This is a genomic window from Streptomyces sp. NPDC047525, assembly GCF_040643025.1.
GTDB classification, from domain to species: Bacteria; Actinomycetota; Actinomycetes; order Streptomycetales; family Streptomycetaceae; genus Streptomyces; species Streptomyces durmitorensis.
In genome coordinates, this window is sequence record NZ_JBEYTL010000020.1 from 28,408 (window position 1) to 45,676 (window position 17,269).

A 17,269-nucleotide genomic window follows, 5' to 3' on the forward strand; every position below is an offset into this window, starting at 1 on the left:
CCAGTTTCCAGCCGGACGACAGGCCCGCGATGACGCGGATCGCAGCCCAACCCCGGCCCTTCGACGGGCATGAGCAACGTTGGGACCACGCCCTTCGGGAGACGGCCCAGCGCCTGTATGCCGAGCCTGTGTATGGACATCTACAACTATGGGTGCACGAGATCACGCGCCACGGATGGCTTCGCTGGGATGTGGCCGCCGACGAGCAGTTCCATCCCCACGGACGGCTCCAGGAGGCGGGCATCTTCATGCCCGCTCAGAGCCGGGGCTGGCGGTGGCTCAGCAAGACGGTCTGGGGGCGCCGGCCGCCGACGTATATCTGGGCCCTCGCGGGGCACGAGTTGCCCCGCCCCGTCCCACTCGTCCGAGCTCTGGTGTTCACCGCCACAGCGCTGGCAGCCCTCAGCCCTGCACTGGCCCTCCTGCCTGCCCCAACACGGTTGCTCGCTGCCGGACTTCTCGGCGCGCTTGCGGCGGCCGGGGTACCCGCGGCCACACAGCAGGCGACCAGACGCCGGGTGCGGGTTGTGGGCGAACACCAGCTCTATGCACCGGTCTATTTCCGGCTCTTGGCCGGCGAACAGCAGCTGCGTCGTCTGGCGCAGCACAGTGAACGGCCCGAGCTGGCCCGGGCCGTGGCGATAATGCCCGGCCTGTTGTGGGACGCGGCTGGCCTGGTGCCCCTCGCTGAGAACTGCAACGAGGCCAGAGACTTCCTCCTCGGCTACGAGGAATCGCTGTCGCTCCTTGTCGAGCAGGGTGTCGAAGTGGAGCGCGAGGAAGCAGCTGTCGAGCGTGCGATCCGCGAGGACCCTGTCCCCACGGAGCTCGATGTCGGCACGGCCCCTCTGCCGGGTGCGCTGATGCCTCGTTCCGCGCTCGACGAGGCTCGGCGGGATCTTGAGGAACTGGAACAGGGATTGCGTCACGCCCGCAGCGTCCTGCGCGACGACGGCGATGCGGGCAGTACTGGGAAGGAAGAAGACCATGACCGATGACAAGGGTCGTCCTCGCCCGCCGCTGTGGCGTGCACAACACCCGGAAGCCTACGCGGAACTCAAGCGCACCTACGGAGTGATCGGGCACAGCAGCGTCCTGATGGTGCTTAGCCTGAGCTTGATCGGCACGACGCTGACCCTCGGATATCTGCACCTTCCGGAGTGGGTGGATCGCGTGGTGCGTCTCGTCGCGAGCCTGGCGGCAGTCTGCTGCGCAGCAATCGCCCTGTGGCGGCTGTTGCGCGCCCTGTGGCGGTCTGTGCTGGCTGTTGTCCGAACGTGCAGGCGACGGCCCACCGATGGTGCCGCGAGCCTATGACGACAATGCACCGTTGCCGGTCAGTCGTTGCCGTCGGGACCCTGACCGGGGCCGTCGTTCGCCCAGTGCCGGCTGATCAGCTCGCCCTGCGAGCGCTGCCTCGGGTCAGCTGCCCGCTCATCACCGCGGCGGCGTCCATCAGCGCTGTGATGTATCGGGCACGGGTGGTGGCCCTCTTCATTTGGGCGTCGGCGGTGAGCAAGGCGACGGAACCGGCGATTGCTGATCCACACCAGAGGGGCGCCGCGATCAATGACCGGCCCGGCAACGGTGAGCGGCTTGTCGCATGGCCTTCCTCTTGAGTACAGGCGATGCCGTCCTGGGCGCCGATCGCAGGTCCCAGACAAGCGAGGATGGCCATACCCGCGGCATCGGCGCCCAACGGCGCGGCCTCCAGAGCACGCAATGCCTCGTGCGGCTCCGCGAGCAGCGATTCACGATGTGCTCCGTATGCCCGATCTACGAGGATCCTCATCGGCGTGCCGATCAGATGCGCCCGATAGACAAGTGCCGCCTGTCCAGTACGCGACTGTAGGGTGACGAGTTCAGCCCTCACGGCAGCCGAGGGGTGGCCCGTTGTCAACGGGGCCGTCGAACGTGATTGGGGTGCACCGTGCAGCGCGGCGACCAGCGCATACCGAGCCCGCGGCCCGCGCTGTTCGACAACTCCCTCTCGCACCAGGGCTTGTAGATAGCGGTGTGCAGTAGCAGCGGGAAGGCCCGCCGACTCCGCAGCCAAGGCCAGGGGATGCTCACCCGGGCCGAGTCGGCCCAGCGCCCGGAGCACCGCCATGGTTCGGGACACGGCACCGCCAGCTCGGTCCGATGGGGCGGCAGCAGGATGCAGCAACGCAAACTCCCCCTCGCGAATCGAAGATCGTCACGCCTCCCACAACGCACGCGGTCCGGAGGCCGATTGTTCCTGACCAAGATCCCGTTCGGTAGGATCGAAATTTTCCGGTTCAGAATTTGCCGGAACGAGCGTTTCCGGTAATTCACCGCACCACACACGGCATGCCAGATCTCGGGGAAGGGTTCGAAGTTGATCGACAGGAAGGCGTTGCGGCACCTGCTGGTGAGCAAGCGCAGGAAGATCGACCCGACCGAATTCGGCTGGCCCAAGCGCACCGGGCCCGGCCGCCGCTCACCTGGCATATCGCAGGCACAGCTGGCGCAGGCGCTGTACGTGAGCGAGCGCACCTACGCTGCCCTCGAACGCGGCGACGCGGAGTCCGTGAAGGCGGAGTTTCTCGACAGCGTGGCCCGTGTACTGCGCATGAAGCCGCCTGAGCGCACTGCACTCTACGTCTACGCCGTGGGCTATGAGCCCCCCACTCCCATGGATCCGGAAGCGGGGATGGGCATCCCCGATGTCTGGCACCAGGCGGTCAACCGCGTGACGGGACAGCCCTGTTACGTGAATGACGTGGCCTGGAACATCCTTGTTGCGAATGGTGACTTCTTCACGATGTTCCCGCGAGAAGTGGGCACGCCGCCGGTGTCACCACCCCGCCTTCCAGAACAGAACCTCATCCGCTGGATGCTCCTGCGGGAGGAGGCCCGCGAGCACATGATGGTCAACTGGGAGAAGCAATGGGCTGGTCCTGTCGCAGGCCAGTTGCGCACAGCAGTAGCCGCGCACCCCGACAACAAGGACCTTCAGCAACTCGACAAGGACGTGAACGAGGACCCGGTCGCCGGTCCCATCTACCGAAACCCCAACCTGACGTACGTCCACCCCGACGGCGACACCCGCCTCATGCGGCACGCCGGCTATCGGGGCACGCCGGGTTCTACCGACTTCCGAGACCAATGCTGCGACCAGCACGCCCCTTCCCAATTGGGCTACGTCACCATGTGCTCAGCGCAGCCACACGGCAGCCCGGGAACACGGGTCCTCTTCCTCGTGTTCGAGCCCATCCGATGACACGGACGTGACGCCGCAGGGCAAGGGCTTTCCTACCGAGCTGACTTACCCGCACAATGCATACCCATGGCACTTGATAGCGACATACGACAAATCGCTCCCGGCGTCTTCGGGTATCTTCCCAATCGGCCATCGACCTGGGGATTCGCCAACTGCGGCCTGATCACATCCCAGGGAGAGGCCCTCCTCGTTGACACCCCTTACACGCCGGCCTTGACCGACGTCTTCCTCAACTCCGCCCGCGCGGCCGCCGGTACGCACATCCATATCGACCGGGTCGCGGTCACCCACGCCAACGGTGACCACACCTGGGGACTGCAGCAGCTACCGGACGCCGAAATCATCGCCACAGAGGCCGCCCACGAGCACCAGTGCCTGGAACCGACGCCGCAACAGCTCCAGACGCTCGCCCGCGACAGCGACCCCGACCGCCCCTTGGGCTGGTACATCCAGCGTCACTTCGGCCAGTTCGACTTCTCGGGCATCCAGGTCATTCCTCCGACCGACACCTTCACCGGGCGCCGCGACCTCGAAGTCGGCTCAATGCCCGTGGAGCTGCACGAGGCGGGCCCGGCCCACACAGTCGGCGACCTCTTCGTCCATCTCCCCGAGGAGCGAGTGGTCTTTGCCGGGGACATCGTCTTCGCCGACGACCACCCAGCCCATTGGGCCGGCCCTCTGCAGCGCGTCTCGGATGCCTGCTCCCGGATCCTCGCACTCGATCCGGAGTGGATCGTGCCCGGCCACGGGCCGGTCATGACCCCTGGCGACCTGAGGGAACACGTCTCCTACCTCGACGACCTGGCCAACCAGGCCCGCCTGCTGCATGACCAAGGCCGCAACTCCAACGACGCAGCTCGCATCCTGATCAAGGAAGGCCGCTACGCAGGCCTGGGCCTCCCCGAACGCCTGGTCATCTCTCTGAGCACGGAGTACCGGCACCTCGATCAGAATTCCACCCCACCGGACCTGATCGAGCTGGTGAGCCATGCGGCCCACATCGCCTGGGAAAGCGAAATGCCGCCCGTCTGAACGCGCAGTTTCGCCTCCGCGCGATGTTCCAGCCGGTGGAACAGGGGGATCGCCCCCATTCCTTTCATTGAAATATGAACGGCTTTCGGTGCGTCCGGCTTGCTCCGCACGCACCGACGAGGTGGACTGCCGACGGGGGCGCTCGGGGGAGTGCCGCCCTGCACCGAGGGCACTCCCACGCCCGACGACGTGCGCGGTCGATCAGCAAGACGTTGCTGAACTCGATTCCGGATGCCGCCGCCGACCCCCCGGCGGCGGCATCCGCTCGTAGCCCCCACTCCAGGGAGAGCCATGCCCGCCGCGTCCATGTCCGTCCCCGCAGCCGTACCTGAGTTCCTCGTCCCTCGCGTCGAGGCCGTCCGTGAGGCCGCACGTGCCGGCCGGGGAGCACAAGCGCTGGCCAGGGCCAGCCTCATCAGCGTCGAGCTCGCAGAGAGTCACGGCCCACTGCACACCTACACTCTGCACGCCCTCGAGCTCACCGCGTTCTGCGCACAGCTCGCAGGGCGTCCGGTGGCCGCCACCGATACTTCGGTGCAATCCGCTGCGGGGTGGCAGCGGATCCTTCCCGCCCAGCACAGCCAGATCTTGCGGCAGTCCTGCAACGCCCTGGCCTGCTGGCTCACGATCACTGATGTGGCCGCGGCCGTACGGACCGGCACTGCCCTCCAAGCCCTCCTGCAATCGATCCACGAACCCGGCCACCCAGCCGTCTGCCTCGTGCAGAGGCGTCTTGCAGCCATCACCGGCCCCAGCCCGAGGGCGGCCGGTCAGGCCCTCCGTGCCTCTGGGCCTGCCCTGCTGATCCGGCCCTAGAAATCTGGCCACACGGATTCAACTGCCGTCTGGAGGCAGGCATATACCGGAAGTAGATCTACCGGAAAAAACCTCTCCTGGCAGTACGTGATCCGTTGACTGACAATCAGCCTGGGTTGATCGCGTTGTGGGAGACGCACGGCCCCAGACCGCGAGGGGGAATTCGCGTTGCTACTGACCATTGCCGACGCCGCGAGGAATGGCGCCGGTCCTCGAAACGCCTTTTCACTCCTCGGCCGCGCTGCCGCTGCTCGCCCAGTCGGCGAGAGGGCATCGCCCGCCGTTCCCACCGCGCAGGCGACCAGAGACAGTCGGGTAAAGGCCTGTGCCCTGTGGGCCCCCGTCCGCGGGCCTTCACTGTTTTGCCATGCTCCAAGCCGTAACCACTGCCCACACAAAGGGAGATACGCCAGTGTCGATCTCTAGCGCCGCTTCCGGCCTGCACCGCCGGCAGCGCCGAACAGTGGTCGTGGCCACGGCTCTGCTCGTCACGGCCACGGCCGCCGGCTGCGGAGGCGAGGAGAAGGAGCCCGCCTCCTCGCCCACTCCGAGTGCAACCAAGAGCGCCGACGCGCAAGCGAAGGCCAAGCAAGAGGTCCTGACCGTCTATCGCCACTACTGGGACGCACAGGTGAAGGCCTACGCGAAGGCGGACCCTAAGGGGAGCGGCCTCGAGAAGGTCGCCTTCGGTAAGGCGTACAGCAAGACCTTCGCTGAGCTGGCCACAATGAAGGGCTCCGGGACGGTTCTCAAGGGGAAGCCCCGTATCTCTCCCGCCTCGCCCGACGTCAACGTCGCCAAGTCACCGAAGGAGGCGACGCTGAGGGACTGCGTGGACGTCTCCGACTGGAAGCTGGTCAAGGCCAAGTCGGGTAAGGAAGTCCCGCTGCCCAAGGAGCGGCTGACCAAGTTCGTCACGGACGTGTCCGCCCGGACGGTGGGCGGCAAATGGATGATCGTCGAGGCCACGACGGGCCGGAAATGCTGAGCCGACGCGCAGCCGCGGGCGGCGCAGCGTCCGCCGCGGCTGTGGCGCTCCTGCTGTCCACCCAGCCCGCGATCGCAGAGGACGGCGACACCGGTGTGGGCCGCTGCGCAGGGAAGCCGCAGTGGGTCTGCGCAGGCGTGGAGGTGCCCGGCGACAGCGACCAGGGGTCCGCGGGCGGGGGAAGCGGGGGCGAGCCCGCCGGTAGCACCGGTGGGGGTGGAGGCGGCGGAGGTGGCAAGCCCACCAAGGGCTGCGCAGCCGGTGACAAGTTCAGCTCGACGAAGCCACGCGTGCCCTGCAGCTATGACGGCAAGAAGTTCGACGAGGGCACCAAGTGCTATTACGGCAAGCCGGGCATCCAGCCACCTAAGTCCGACCCGGTCTGGAAGGGACACGACAACGGAGCCATCTATCTGCGCGCGTGCATGGCCGGAGATGGCACCTTGCCGGGCATGGGGCAGACGGACTTCTACTGGTCGGCGACCGACCCGCTGGCAGCCGCGCAGGGCCCGACAGCGGAAGAGCTCGCTCAACAGGCGATCAGCAAGATGCGCCTCGACGGCGCCAAGATCGGCAGCGCTCCCCCGGCAGGCTCCAAGGGCCTGGTGGGCATGCCCGTGTGGATGTGGACCGCGCGCACCCCCAACACCTGGGGCCCGATCTCGACCACTGCGGCGGCTGGAGGACTGTCGGTGACCGCGACCGCCGAGGTCAAGTCGATCACCTGGGCGATGGGCGACGGCACGACGGAGACCTGCACCAAGCCCGGTTCCCCGTACAAGAAGTCCTACGGAAAGAAGAAGTCCCCGGACTGCGGCCACACCTACTCCAAGGTGCCCAAGAGCGGCACCTACAAGGTCACCGCGACCAGCACGTGGGAGATCCAGTGGGATGCCACCAATGGTGAGACGGGCGCGGTGCCCAACGAAACCCGAACCGCCGACACCACGATCAACATCGGCGAGCTCCAAGTCGTCAACTAGCGAGGAACCAGAGCATCATGGCGACGAAATACGCGCAGAGGAAGCCGGATGACCGGCCGGCCGCTCCCGCCGGGCCGGTGCCGATCACCGAGGACGCTCCGCGCCGCCGACGGCGGCCGGTCGTCCTGGGCGCGGGCCTGGCGCTGGCGGCGGTCGGCGCGCTCGTCGCCGTGTGGCAGGTCAATGAAGCCGGGAACCGCGTGTCGGTGATCGCCCTGGCGCATGACGTCCGGGCGGGTCAGACCGTGAAGAAGAGCGATCTGGTCGCCGCGCAGGTGGCGCCGGACCCCGCCCTCGACCCGGTGCCCGTCAGCCGCAGTGCTGACATCGTCGGCAAGACTGCCGTGTCTGATCTGCCCAGTGGCACGCTCGTCACCGACCAGTCCGTCCGCGTCGGCAGCGCCGTCGCGAAGAGCCGCGACACCGTCGGCATCCTGGCCAAGCCGGGGCAACTCCCCGCGCAGCGGCTGCGCACGGGCGACACGGTGGCACTCGTGCACACACCACAGGACGATGACGGCACAGAGCCGACCTCTAAGGCACCGGACAGCATCGACGCGAGGGTGGCCGGTGTGGCCTCCCCTGACGCCAACGGCGCGATCATCGTTGATGTCGCCGTCGCGGGGACCGACAGCGCCCCCCTGGCCACCTGGTCGGCTGGCGGCGCGGTGACCATCGTGCTGAAGGCGGACAGCTGATGGCTGTCATTGCACTGGTATCGGGCAAGTCCAGCGGGGTCACGTGCTCTGCGCTCGCTCTCACACTCTCCTCACCGAAGCCCTCCCTGCTCGTGGAGGCCGACCCGGCCGGTGGCACCATCCGAGCCGGATACCTGGGAGGCGAAGGCAGTGCGGCCATCGGTCTGCACCGCCTGGCCGCCGCGGATCGGCAGGGCACGCTCGCCCGCGAGTTCCCCCAGCACTTCGTCAGCCTGGACCGCGACCACACGGGACAGCGGCTGCTCCTGCCGGGCCTCACCGACCCCACACAGGCTCCGTCGCTCGGCCGTACCTGGCAGCAGATCGCCCGTCTGCTGGCTGTGTTGGACCAGACCGGCCACGACGTGTTCATCGATGCCGGCCGCATCGTGACGGAGTCTGAGTCCCGGCTGAGCACGACCCGGTATCCGACGTCGCTGTTGCACCGGGCCGATGCCGTGCTGATGGTGGTGCGCACCACCCAGGCGTCCATCACGGCGGCGGCGCCCGCGATGCGCGTGCTGCGGGAGGAGTTGGCGCGCCACGGAACGGGCGCTGATTCCCTGGGACTTCTGCTGATCGAGGAAGGGTCCTTCACTTCCAGCCAGGTCCAGCAGACCCTGCACGCCCCGGCCGTCGGGATGCTCGCATGGGACCCCGACACCGCCGACGTCCTCACCCACGGCGCCTACAAGCGGATGCCTCGCACGTTGCTCCGCTCGGCTCGCACGGCCCACTCCACGATCAACGAACTGGTCACCAGGCGCCGTGTCCAGCTACAGCCGGCCGGCATGCCAACGGTCACCGGGAGAGCATCATGACCAGCACCAGGCCGGAGACCCCGGCCCTCCATCTCGAAGCGCTCTTCACCCGGGCTCTGGATGACGGCCGGGCATCTGCTGCACCGGCTCTCAAGCCGGTCTCGGCCCCGCCGTCTCCGGCACAGCTGCCCGACTTTGCGCTCCAGGCTCCTGCTGCCGGCCCTCACACCCTGCCGGTCGGCCACGAGGTCCTCGCCGAGCTGCGCTCCCAGGCCAGCATACGGATCGGCGAAGCCGCAGGCGCGGACGCATCGATGACCGAGCACGACCGCCGGCAGCGCGGCCAGTCGATCATCACCCACGTCGTGTCGCAGTGGGCAACCAAGTACGCGGCGACCGCGACACCTTTGACGCCGGAGCAGGAGAAGGCGGTGCAGAAGGCCGTCTTCGACGAGCTGTTCCGCGCCGGTCGCCTCCAGCCGCTGCTGGACGACCCGAACGTCGAGAACATCCTCATCAACGGAGACAAGGTCCGCGTCGACTACGCCGACCGCCCCTCCCGCTCCTGGGACCCGATCGCAAAGAACGATAGGGACCTGATCAACCTCATCAACCACATCGCCCGGATGCAGGGCCAGGGCGAGCGCGCGCTGACTCCCGCCACGCCGAACCTGAACATGCGGCTGGCCGACGGGTCCCGCCTCGCCGCCTCGGCCTGGGTCACGCCACAGCCCCACATCGTCATCCGCCGCCACCGCACCCGCGGTCAAGGCCTGGACGATCTGGTGGGCTGGGGCACCATCGACCCCGCGCTCGCGCACTTCCTGCGGGCCTGCGTCCGGGGCCGCAAGAACGTCATCGTGGTCGGCTCCCAGGGCGTAGGGAAGACGTCGTTGCTGCGCGCCATGGCCCGCGAGATCCCCCGCAGCGAGCGAGTCGGCACGCTGGAGAGCGAGTACGAGCTCTACCTCCACGAAGACCCCGAGGGCCCCGAAGTCGTCGCTTACGAGGGACGCGAGTCCAACGGCGAGCGCGGCCCGGACGGCAAGCTCCAGGGCGAACTCAACCTCAGCGACCTCTTCCCCCAGCTGCTGCGCATGTCATTGCGGCGCGTGATCGTCGGTGAGGTCCGCAGCAAAGAAGTCGTGCCGATGTTGCACGCCATGAATGAGGGCGAAGGCGGCTCGATGGCCACGCTCCACGCCCGCAGCCCTCAACTGTCGATCGAGCGACTGGCCACGCTCTGCTTGGAGGCGGGCATCGGCATGACCGAGGCCCTGGCCTACCGGCTCATCGCCCAGGCCGTGGACTTCGTCGTCTTCGTCCGGCTCGTCGACGAAACAGAACTGGTCGGCCCGAACGGCAAGCCCGGACGCAAGCACCGTTTCGTCAGCCACGTGATGGAGATATCCGGCATCGGCGAGGGCGGCCGACCTTCCCATCAGATGGTCTTCGCACCACGCGAGCAGGACGGGCGCCGTGAGGCCCGGGCCGTGCCCCACGGGAACATCTCCCAGTCCTGCTTGGAAGACCTCATGCGCGCCGGCCTGGACCGCAGTGTGCTGCGCCACCCGTGGGGGAGCTGGGGCACGCCGCTGGACACGGTGATGCCGCTGTGACGCTCACCCTGGACTCCCTGCTCGCCGCGCTCGCTGGCCTCTGCGCCGTCGGCGGCCTGGTCCTGGCCGCCGCGGGCGGCATCGGCTGGGCGCCCTCGACCACCACGCGTCGGCGCAGCCGCCTGGAGCGCAAGCTCCGCAGCCTCGTTGTCAAGGACGCTCGCATGCCCACCTCCTGGTGGGCCCGCGGCCAGACTCGGCTCGTCGGCGCCGCCCTGACCGGCCTCGGAGTGTGGCTGTTCACCGGTTGGCTGATGGGGGGCCTGGTCAGCCTGGCCGTCGTAGTCGGCCTGCCCTGGCTGCTCAACACCTCCGGCTCTGGGACAGCTCAGATCGAGAAGCTCGAAGCGGTCGAGGAGTGGGTACGGCGCATGTCCGACATCCACACCGTCGGCGTCAGCCTGGAAGCATCGGTCCAGCGCAGTCTGGAGACCGCACCGAAAGCCATCCGCGAGGACGTGACCCTGCTGGTCTCTCGCCTGTCGGCCGGATGGACCCCCCAGGACGCCTACCGGGTCTTCGCCGACGGCCTGAACGACGCCATGGTCGACGAAGTCGTCGCCCTGCTGATCCTGCACGTCGAGGACCGGGGCGCGGGGCTCAGCCGGGCCATGCGTGAACTTGCCGAGGCACTCCAGCACGAAGTCCAGGCCCGCCGTGAAGTCGAGGCCGACCGACAGAAGCCCCGCACCAACGACCGGTGGGTGACGATCTTTTGCCTCGGCATCTTCGGCATCACCGCGCTCTCCGGAAGCTACACCGAGCCCTACCAGACCCTCATGGGCCGGATGGTGCTGACCTTCGTCGGTGTCGCATTCATCCTGGTCAAAATTTGGATGCGCCGTATGGCGATCATCGAGCCCGCCCCACGGTTCCTGTCACCCGCCGACCGCGCGGGCGGCGCTCACGGCGCTGAGGAGGCCGCGTGATCCTCTCCCCTTTCGGCGTCATCGGCGGTGCTGTCGCCGGCCTCGGCCTGGTGATCGCCGCCCGCGGCATCCTGCCCGGGCGGCCGGACCTGAACGACGTCCTTTCGCGCATGGACGCCACCCGGTTGGAAAACCTGGAACGTCACCGCGATGCCCGCCCCAACTCCGCGATGGAAAAGGCAGGCGCTCTCCTCCTGCGCTCCGTGGGAGAGGGCACCCTGCGCCTGCCCCGTCAGCAACTGGAACTCGTAGGCCGATCGCCGGCCGCCCACCTGGGCCGCAAACTCGGACTCGCCCTGTACGGACTGCTGTTGCCGGTGCTGACGGTGGGCCTGGCGAACCTTGCCGGCGCCCCGTTCCCCTTCGCGATCCCCGCCATCGCCGGGCTCGGCGTCGCAGTCATCTTCTGGTTCCTGCCAGATCTGCAACTCAAGCAGCAGGCGGTAGAGGCCAAGGAGGACTTCCGGTATGCCATCAAGGCCTACCTGCGACTCGTCCAACTCGAGCGGGCCGCGGACGCCGCTCCCACCCAGGCCCTGAAAAGGGCCGCCGAGGTGGGCGAGGGATGGGTCTTCGCCAAGATCCGGGACACCATCACCCGCGCCGAGCTTGAGGGCATCTCCCCCTGGGAGGGGCTGAAGCGCCTCTCCATCGAACTCGACGTTCCCGAGCTCGGTGCACCTGCCGACATCATCGCGATTGCCGGAGAGGAGGGCGCAGCGGTCGGTGACACTCTCGGCGCGCAGGCCAAGTCGCTCTCCGGCGCCCTGGTCACCTCCGCGAAAGCACAGGCCAACACGGCCAGCGAAAAGATGGTCATGCCTGTCGCGATGCTCGTTCTAATCATGACCGTGTACATCGGCTATCCCGCGCTCTCGCGGATCATGGCCAGCTAACTCCGAAACCAGACAAGGACGTTCGCCATGGGTACTGACCCGAACTTCGCCTTCTTGAAGGCCTTCTTCAGCGCCCGGATCGACCGGCTGCGCCAGGCCCGCGACGACCGCGGAGCCATCTCCATCGAGACGATGATGATTGTCGCCGGCCTCGTCGCCGGAGCCGCCGTCGTCGCCGGGGTCATCATCGCCAAGGTCAACGAGAAGTCGGCCACGATCAAGTGACCCGCATCCGCAGGGCCGCCCGACGCTGGTCCCGCGCGCTCACCGAGAACGGGGCGCGGGACCGCGGAGCCATGTCCCTGGAGATGCTCATCGTCTTCCCTGCCGTCCTGCTGATCATCTTGCTGGTCGTGCACGTCGGACTGTGGTGGCACGCCCGCAACGTGGCATTGTCTGCAGCCCAGTTGGGCGTGGAGTCGGCTCGCGTACGCGGTGCGGCTGCAGGCGCCGGCACTGCCGAAGCCCGCGACTTCCTCGCCCGCGCCGGCGGCAGCATCTCCGGCATCTCCGTGAGCGGCAGCAAGGGAGCCACCGTACGAATCCGGGTCACCGGCCATGTCGACACGATGATCCCCGGCCTCAAGCTCACGATCGACCAGCACGCCGACGCAGCCGCCGAACGTGTCACGGAGGCCCAGTGATACGCATCCACCGGCACGATGACCGCGGCGCCCTGTCGCTGGAAGCTGCCATCCTCACGCCCGCCCTCATCCTGGTCCTGCTCCTGGTCATCGCGTTCGGGCGAATCAGCTCCGCGGGCAACGCCGTAGACACCGCCGCCCGCAACGCGGCACGCGCCGCCTCACTCGAGCGCACCGGCACCGCCGCCAGCAGCTCCGGCGAGCAGATGGCACGCAACGTGCTGGGCCAGCAGGGCCTGGAGTGCACCGCCACCTCTGTCTCCGTCTCCACCGGCGGGTTCGCTGCGCCCCTCGGCGAACCGGCCTCCACCACCGCAACGGTGCACTGCACAGTCCGGCTCTCCGATATCGGGCTCCCCGGGCTCCCCGGCGCCAAGACGATGACCAGCAGCTTCACCTCGTCGATCGACTCCTACCGCCAGCGCGGCTGACAGGAAACACCGCATGACACCCGCCCGCACCGACTTCGCCTCGCGGATACGCCGCACCCTACGCGCCGACCGCGGCTCGATGAGCCTGTTCGCCCTCGTCACCATCGTGGCCCTCTTGGCCGTGGCCGCACTCGTCGTCGACGGCGGAGGAAAGCTGCGCGCCCGCACCCACGCCGAGGGCGTCGCCTCCGAGGCCGCGCGAGCCGGCGGCCAGGCCGTCGACGCGGGCAAAGTCATCTCCGGCCAGGGAGTCAGCGTCGACCGCAACGCAGCAGTCGCCGCAGCACGGACCTACCTGAGCCGAGCCGGGGCCACCGGCTCGGTCCAGGTCAGCGGGAACGGCGACTCCCTGGAGGTGACCGTGACCGAGACCTACCAACCGCTCTTCCTCGGCGGCGGCGACTGGTCCGTCACCGGCCAAGGCAGCGCCGACCTCGTCTACCAGGGGTAAAGGATCATGAGAAACCGCAGCACCGTGGCCACGATCCTGCGTGCGCTCCTTGCGCTCGTCACCCTCGTCGCCATCCTGATCGGCGTCCCCTACGCGCTGCTCAGCATCGGGGTCCTGCCCGGCCACGTCCCCGGGATCGGGGAGATCACCACCGCGCTCACCAGTCCGGACACGGGCGAGCTGTTCCTGGGCGCGCTCACCCTCATCGGCTGGTACGGCTGGATCACCTTCGTGTTCTCCGTTGCGCTGGAGGCGGGCGCCGCGCTGCGCCACCGCAGCGCCCCGCGGATTCGCATGCTAGGCGGATCGCAGCAGCTGGCCGGGGCCCTCGTCGGCGGCATCCTCATCCTGCTGCCCACCGGGACCGCCTTCGCCTCCGCCCCCAGCGCCACAGCCGCGTCAGCAACAAGCGTAGCCACGGCATCCGTGACAGCCGGTGCGCACGCGTCGGTGCAGGCGAAGGCGGCCCCCTCGGCGTCCTGGGACGAGCCGGTCCACCACGTCCAAAACGGCGACACCCTCTGGGACATCGCGGAGCAACGCCTGGGCGCCGGTATGGAATGGCAACGGATCGTGGAGGCCAATGCGGGCATCCGTCAGGCGGACGGCTCACTCGTCACCGTCGACACCACCGATCTGCAGCCCGGCTGGACCCTGCGCCTGCCATCCGACGCCACACCAGGCCCCGCCGCGGACGACAACGGAGTGCAAACACAGACTGAGGGCACCACCCAGGAGACGACGACTCACACCGTGCGCCCCGGGGAGACCCTGACTGGTATCGCCGAAGACGAACTCGGCGACCCCGACGACTATCCCATGATCGCCGACGCGAACGAGGACGTTCGGCAGTCCGATGGACGCACCCTTACCGACCCCGACCAGATCTATCCCGGCTGGCAGCTGAAGATCCCCGCAGCGTCCGGCAGCGACCGAAGCGACGCAGATTCGGAATCTGCCAGCCCGCCGCGTGAGCAGAAGCCGGCCCCGGAGGGCGATCACGGCGGGGAGCAGGAAGGCAGCCACGACCAGGCCCCGAGCCGGGACGGACAAGACTCGGAGGCAGGCACGCCGGACCAGGGGAAGGGACAGGACGGCGGGCAGCCCACGGACCGGGAGGACACCCCAACCGAGCAGCCCTCCCAGCAGGACCCGGCACCCGAGGAGCCCTCCGCAAGCACACCCGCCGAACAGGCGCCGCGCGAGGCCCCGGGCGCCTCGGACAACGGTGACCAGACTGTGCGGACGGCCGCAGCAGCCGGGAGCATCCTGGCCGCCGCGGTGCTCGCAGTCATCGCGACCCGGCGTGTGCGCCAGCAGCGCCGCCGCCGGCCCAAGCGCCGTATCCCCATGCCCTCCGGTGCAACCGCCAGCTTCGAGAAGCAGCTTCGGGTCGCCTCCGACATCACCGGCACCGCCCTCGCCGACCGAGCTCTGCGCACCCTGGCCTCCCACTGCCGCGACGCCGACCGTCCGCTGCCCGAGGTCGAAGCCATGCGCGTCGCCGCACGTGGTGTGGAACTCCACCTGGCCGCTCCCAGCGCGCCGGTCGCGCCGTTCGCTGAAGTCGAGGACAACCCGATGGTGTGGTGGTGCCCGACCCGTGACTCTGCCCTCCTGGCCGAGGATGAGGTCGCCGACATCACGCCGCCATACCCCGCACTGGTCAGTCTCGGTGAGACCGAGGAAGGAGACGCGGTCCTGGTCAACCTGGAGAGCGTCGGCCTGCTGCGGCTGGTTGGAAGTGTCGCGGACGTACGCGCGGTCATGCTCGCGCTCGCCGTCGAACTGGCCTCCTCCAAGCTGGCCCCCGCCACGCAGATCCTTCTCGCCGGGGCCGGCAGCGACCTGCACCACCTCTACCCCGACCAGATCGACCACCACTTGGACCTCGGAGCGGCGACCACCGAGCTCCGGGCCCACGATGCCTTCCAGCGCGAGGCCCTCGCCGACGGCGGGCACGACCACCTGCGAGCCGCGCGGCTGAGCGACGCGACCGCCGGGGACACCTGGATCCCCCGCATCCTCCTGGCGACGGCCCCGGCAAGCGGCACTGCGGCCGCCGAGCTCGAAGACTTGCTCACGTCCCGGCCCCGTACGTCGGTCGCGGTCGTCACTGCAGCGGGCACAGACCTCGACCTCCCCGGAGCCTGGACGCTGCCTGCGCAACCCGGCACCGCCGTCGAACTTCCGGGCCTGGACCTGTCCCTCAAGCTGCAGTACTTGGACGATTCCGCCTACGACCGGCTCGTCCAACTCCTGGCCACCTCCAGCCGTACCGACGACGTGCCCCCACCGGCATGGACCGGGCACACCAAACCGGACCACAACGGTCCCCAGGGCCCGGATGACACCGCCGTGGAAGCCTCCGCGCTCACCCCCGAGACCTCCGGGAGATCCCAGCCTCCTGCCAACACCCCGGTCCGCACGGGCGACTTGGCCACCAGCCTGCCGGACTATTCCTCGCTCGCCCCCAGCTTCGCCCAATCGGTCGCCGATCACGCCGGCCCGGTTGAAGCAGAGGGCGACAGCGCGCTGTCCCCCGCCGTCGCCGGCCCCCGCCCCGCGGGCGCCTTCACCCTCGCCGACGACAACGACCTCAGCGCCGTCCCTGCCACTGACGGGAGCGGCTTCGGCCACCAGGACGAGCAGGAAGTCAGCGAGGAAGCCCCGGCACTGGAAACGACGGTGGGGGACGGCGGCGAGCCGATCGAGGACTTCGACTCCATGCTCGGTGAGGTGCTCGGCGAGCAGGACGACGACTCCCTGGCAACGTACGGTCAGGACGCGGAGTCTGGGCTGTCGGCGGCCGCGCTCGGCGGGAGGGAGGCAGACCCGCCGGAGACTGAGGCGCACATCGTCCCGCGTCCCAGCGCCGCAATCTCCACCGTGCTGGCCGCGCTCTCCACTCCGCCCCCGACTCCACAAGCGCCGCAGGTCCAAGTGCTTGGCCCAGTAGCCCTGGTGGGCACACGCGGCCGGGTGAGCAGCAACCGCCGCAACAGCCTCATGGAGATCGCCGCCCATCTCGTCCTGCATCCCGCGTTGGGACGCCAGGACCTCGACGACGCGATCTGGCCCGGCATGCGCATCACCGCCGAGACCCGCAACACCGCGATCAGCCGGCTCCGCTCCTGGATGGGTCAGTCCCCCCACCAGGGGGTCGGCGCCCCGCAGGCCGCCTACCTCCCCCCGATCAAGGGCGGCATCTACCGGTTCAGTGACCACGTCACCTCCGACTGGGACCACTTCCGCGAGCTGTACCAACAGGGCATGCACCACGACGGGCAGGACGCCGACATCGCGCTCGCCCAAGCCCTCACCTTGGTCCGCGGCCGACCCTTCGCCGACGTCGACCCGTCCAAGTACACCTGGGCCGAGGCGGACATCCAGGAGATGATCAGCGCGATCGTCGACGTCGCCCACGAACTCGCTGAACGGCGCCGCCAGATGCGTGACTACCGTGCGGCGGCCCAAGCCGTCACCAAGGGAATGCTCGTCGACAGCCAGTCGGAGCTGCTCTACCGCGACCTGTTCACCATCTGCCACGAGATGGGCGACCGCGAAGGACTCCAGCGCGCCGCCCATCAACTGGCCCGCATCAACGCCGAGGAAGGTATCGACTCCTCGCCCGAGACCGTCGGCCTGCTGCGCACCCTCCTCAAGGGCGAGCACACAGACCCCAATTGGGGATCGGCCGCCTCATGACCCGCACGCTCGGATTCACCGCCCCGCAGTGTCACACCACACCGCCCGCCCACACCTGTAGAGAGCGAG

17 protein-coding genes and 1 pseudogene are annotated in these 17,269 nt (G+C 68.6%); 16 read left to right on the forward strand and 2 right to left on the reverse strand.

The genetic code is table 11. From position 1 onward, the window contains the following. Positions 1-152: 152 nt before the first annotated feature. Positions 153-998, forward strand: coding sequence for a hypothetical protein (locus ABZ833_RS38395; protein WP_361057244.1), 846 nt, complete (start codon positions 153-155; stop codon positions 996-998). Then, the gene (locus ABZ833_RS38400; RefSeq protein WP_361057247.1) at positions 988-1,317 is read left to right on the forward strand and encodes a hypothetical protein; all 330 of its coding nucleotides are present in this window, start codon (positions 988-990) and stop codon (positions 1,315-1,317) included. Before ABZ833_RS38395 ends, ABZ833_RS38400 begins: the two co-directional genes overlap by 11 nt. Positions 1,318-1,393: 76 nt before the next feature. Here ABZ833_RS38400 and ABZ833_RS38405 read toward each other — a convergent pair whose 3' ends face one another. Next, positions 1,394-1,873 carry a hypothetical protein gene (locus ABZ833_RS38405; RefSeq protein WP_361057585.1) on the reverse strand — a complete coding sequence of 160 codons (480 nt, stop codon included), beginning with the start codon at positions 1,871-1,873 and terminating at the stop codon, positions 1,394-1,396. Between the two features lie 108 nt (positions 1,874-1,981). Then, a pseudogene (locus tag ABZ833_RS38410) lies at positions 1,982-2,122 on the reverse strand (helix-turn-helix domain-containing protein); the annotation flags it as partial. A gap of 237 nt (positions 2,123-2,359) precedes the next feature. Here ABZ833_RS38410 and ABZ833_RS38415 point away from each other — a divergent pair. The 14 genes from ABZ833_RS38415 to ABZ833_RS38480 all read left to right on the forward strand — a co-directional run bounded on the left by ABZ833_RS38415 (position 2,360) and on the right by ABZ833_RS38480 (position 17,200). Further along, a complete protein-coding gene (locus ABZ833_RS38415) occupies positions 2,360-3,244 on the forward strand; it encodes a helix-turn-helix domain-containing protein (protein WP_361057249.1) in 885 nt (294 codons plus the stop codon). A gap of 66 nt (positions 3,245-3,310) precedes the next feature. Further along, complete coding sequence (locus ABZ833_RS38420) at positions 3,311-4,276, forward strand: MBL fold metallo-hydrolase (RefSeq protein ID WP_361057252.1); 966 nt, start codon at positions 3,311-3,313, stop codon at positions 4,274-4,276. A gap of 1,228 nt (positions 4,277-5,504) precedes the next feature. Next, positions 5,505-6,080: a hypothetical protein gene (locus ABZ833_RS38425; protein ID WP_361057255.1), complete on the forward strand. Its 576-nt coding sequence runs from the start codon at positions 5,505-5,507 to the stop codon at positions 6,078-6,080. Beyond that, complete coding sequence (locus ABZ833_RS38430) at positions 6,041-7,063, forward strand: ATP-binding protein (RefSeq protein WP_361057258.1); 1,023 nt, start codon at positions 6,041-6,043, stop codon at positions 7,061-7,063. The genes ABZ833_RS38425 and ABZ833_RS38430 overlap by 40 nt, the downstream gene beginning before the upstream one ends. 17 nt (positions 7,064-7,080) lie before the next feature. Further along, positions 7,081-7,761, forward strand: coding sequence for an SAF domain-containing protein (locus ABZ833_RS38435; RefSeq protein WP_361057261.1), 681 nt, complete (start codon positions 7,081-7,083; stop codon positions 7,759-7,761). Continuing rightward, complete coding sequence (locus ABZ833_RS38440; RefSeq protein ID WP_361057264.1) at positions 7,761-8,582, forward strand: hypothetical protein; 822 nt, start codon at positions 7,761-7,763, stop codon at positions 8,580-8,582. The genes ABZ833_RS38435 and ABZ833_RS38440 overlap by 1 nt, the downstream gene beginning before the upstream one ends. After that, entirely contained in the window at positions 8,579-10,141 is a 1,563-nt protein-coding gene (locus tag ABZ833_RS38445; protein WP_361057267.1) for a CpaF/VirB11 family protein, read from the forward strand. Before ABZ833_RS38440 ends, ABZ833_RS38445 begins: the two co-directional genes overlap by 4 nt. Then, positions 10,138-11,070, forward strand: a complete 933-nt coding sequence (locus ABZ833_RS38450) for a type II secretion system F family protein (RefSeq protein ID WP_361057270.1) — start codon at positions 10,138-10,140, stop codon at positions 11,068-11,070. The genes ABZ833_RS38445 and ABZ833_RS38450 overlap by 4 nt, the downstream gene beginning before the upstream one ends. Continuing rightward, positions 11,067-11,966, forward strand: a complete 900-nt coding sequence (locus ABZ833_RS38455; RefSeq protein ID WP_361057273.1) for a type II secretion system F family protein — start codon at positions 11,067-11,069, stop codon at positions 11,964-11,966. The genes ABZ833_RS38450 and ABZ833_RS38455 overlap by 4 nt, the downstream gene beginning before the upstream one ends. A 27-nt stretch (positions 11,967-11,993) precedes the next feature. Next, the gene (locus ABZ833_RS38460; RefSeq protein ID WP_361057276.1) at positions 11,994-12,191 is read left to right on the forward strand and encodes a hypothetical protein; all 198 of its coding nucleotides are present in this window, start codon (positions 11,994-11,996) and stop codon (positions 12,189-12,191) included. Next, positions 12,188-12,610, forward strand: a complete 423-nt coding sequence (locus tag ABZ833_RS38465) for a TadE family protein (RefSeq protein ID WP_361057278.1) — start codon at positions 12,188-12,190, stop codon at positions 12,608-12,610. Before ABZ833_RS38460 ends, ABZ833_RS38465 begins: the two co-directional genes overlap by 4 nt. Then, a complete protein-coding gene (locus ABZ833_RS38470) occupies positions 12,607-13,041 on the forward strand; it encodes a TadE/TadG family type IV pilus assembly protein (protein ID WP_361057281.1) in 435 nt (144 codons plus the stop codon). Before ABZ833_RS38465 ends, ABZ833_RS38470 begins: the two co-directional genes overlap by 4 nt. Positions 13,042-13,054: 13 nt before the next feature. Next, positions 13,055-13,492, forward strand: coding sequence for a pilus assembly protein TadG-related protein (locus ABZ833_RS38475; RefSeq protein WP_361057284.1), 438 nt, complete (start codon positions 13,055-13,057; stop codon positions 13,490-13,492). A 6-nt stretch (positions 13,493-13,498) separates the two neighbouring features. Further along, the gene (locus ABZ833_RS38480) at positions 13,499-17,200 is read left to right on the forward strand and encodes a LysM peptidoglycan-binding domain-containing protein (RefSeq protein ID WP_361057287.1); all 3,702 of its coding nucleotides are present in this window, start codon (positions 13,499-13,501) and stop codon (positions 17,198-17,200) included. Positions 17,201-17,269: the final 69 nt, after the last annotated feature.

Bases quoted from the DNA above. Each gene is read 5' to 3' on its own strand.
- ABZ833_RS38400 (WP_361057247.1), top strand. From the start codon at position 988: ATGACCGATGACAAGGGTCGTCCTCGCCCGCCGCTGTGGCGTGCACAA.
- ABZ833_RS38420 (WP_361057252.1), top strand. From the start codon at position 3,311: ATGGCACTTGATAGCGACATACGACAAATCGCTCCCGGCGTCTTCGGG.
- ABZ833_RS38430 (WP_361057258.1), top strand. From the start codon at position 6,041: ATGGATGATCGTCGAGGCCACGACGGGCCGGAAATGCTGAGCCGACGC.
- ABZ833_RS38435 (WP_361057261.1), top strand. From the start codon at position 7,081: ATGGCGACGAAATACGCGCAGAGGAAGCCGGATGACCGGCCGGCCGCT.
- ABZ833_RS38440 (WP_361057264.1), top strand. From the start codon at position 7,761: ATGGCTGTCATTGCACTGGTATCGGGCAAGTCCAGCGGGGTCACGTGC.
- ABZ833_RS38445 (WP_361057267.1), top strand. From the start codon at position 8,579: ATGACCAGCACCAGGCCGGAGACCCCGGCCCTCCATCTCGAAGCGCTC.
- ABZ833_RS38460 (WP_361057276.1), top strand. From the start codon at position 11,994: ATGGGTACTGACCCGAACTTCGCCTTCTTGAAGGCCTTCTTCAGCGCC.
- ABZ833_RS38475 (WP_361057284.1), top strand. From the start codon at position 13,055: ATGACACCCGCCCGCACCGACTTCGCCTCGCGGATACGCCGCACCCTA.
- ABZ833_RS38480 (WP_361057287.1), top strand. From the start codon at position 13,499: ATGAGAAACCGCAGCACCGTGGCCACGATCCTGCGTGCGCTCCTTGCG.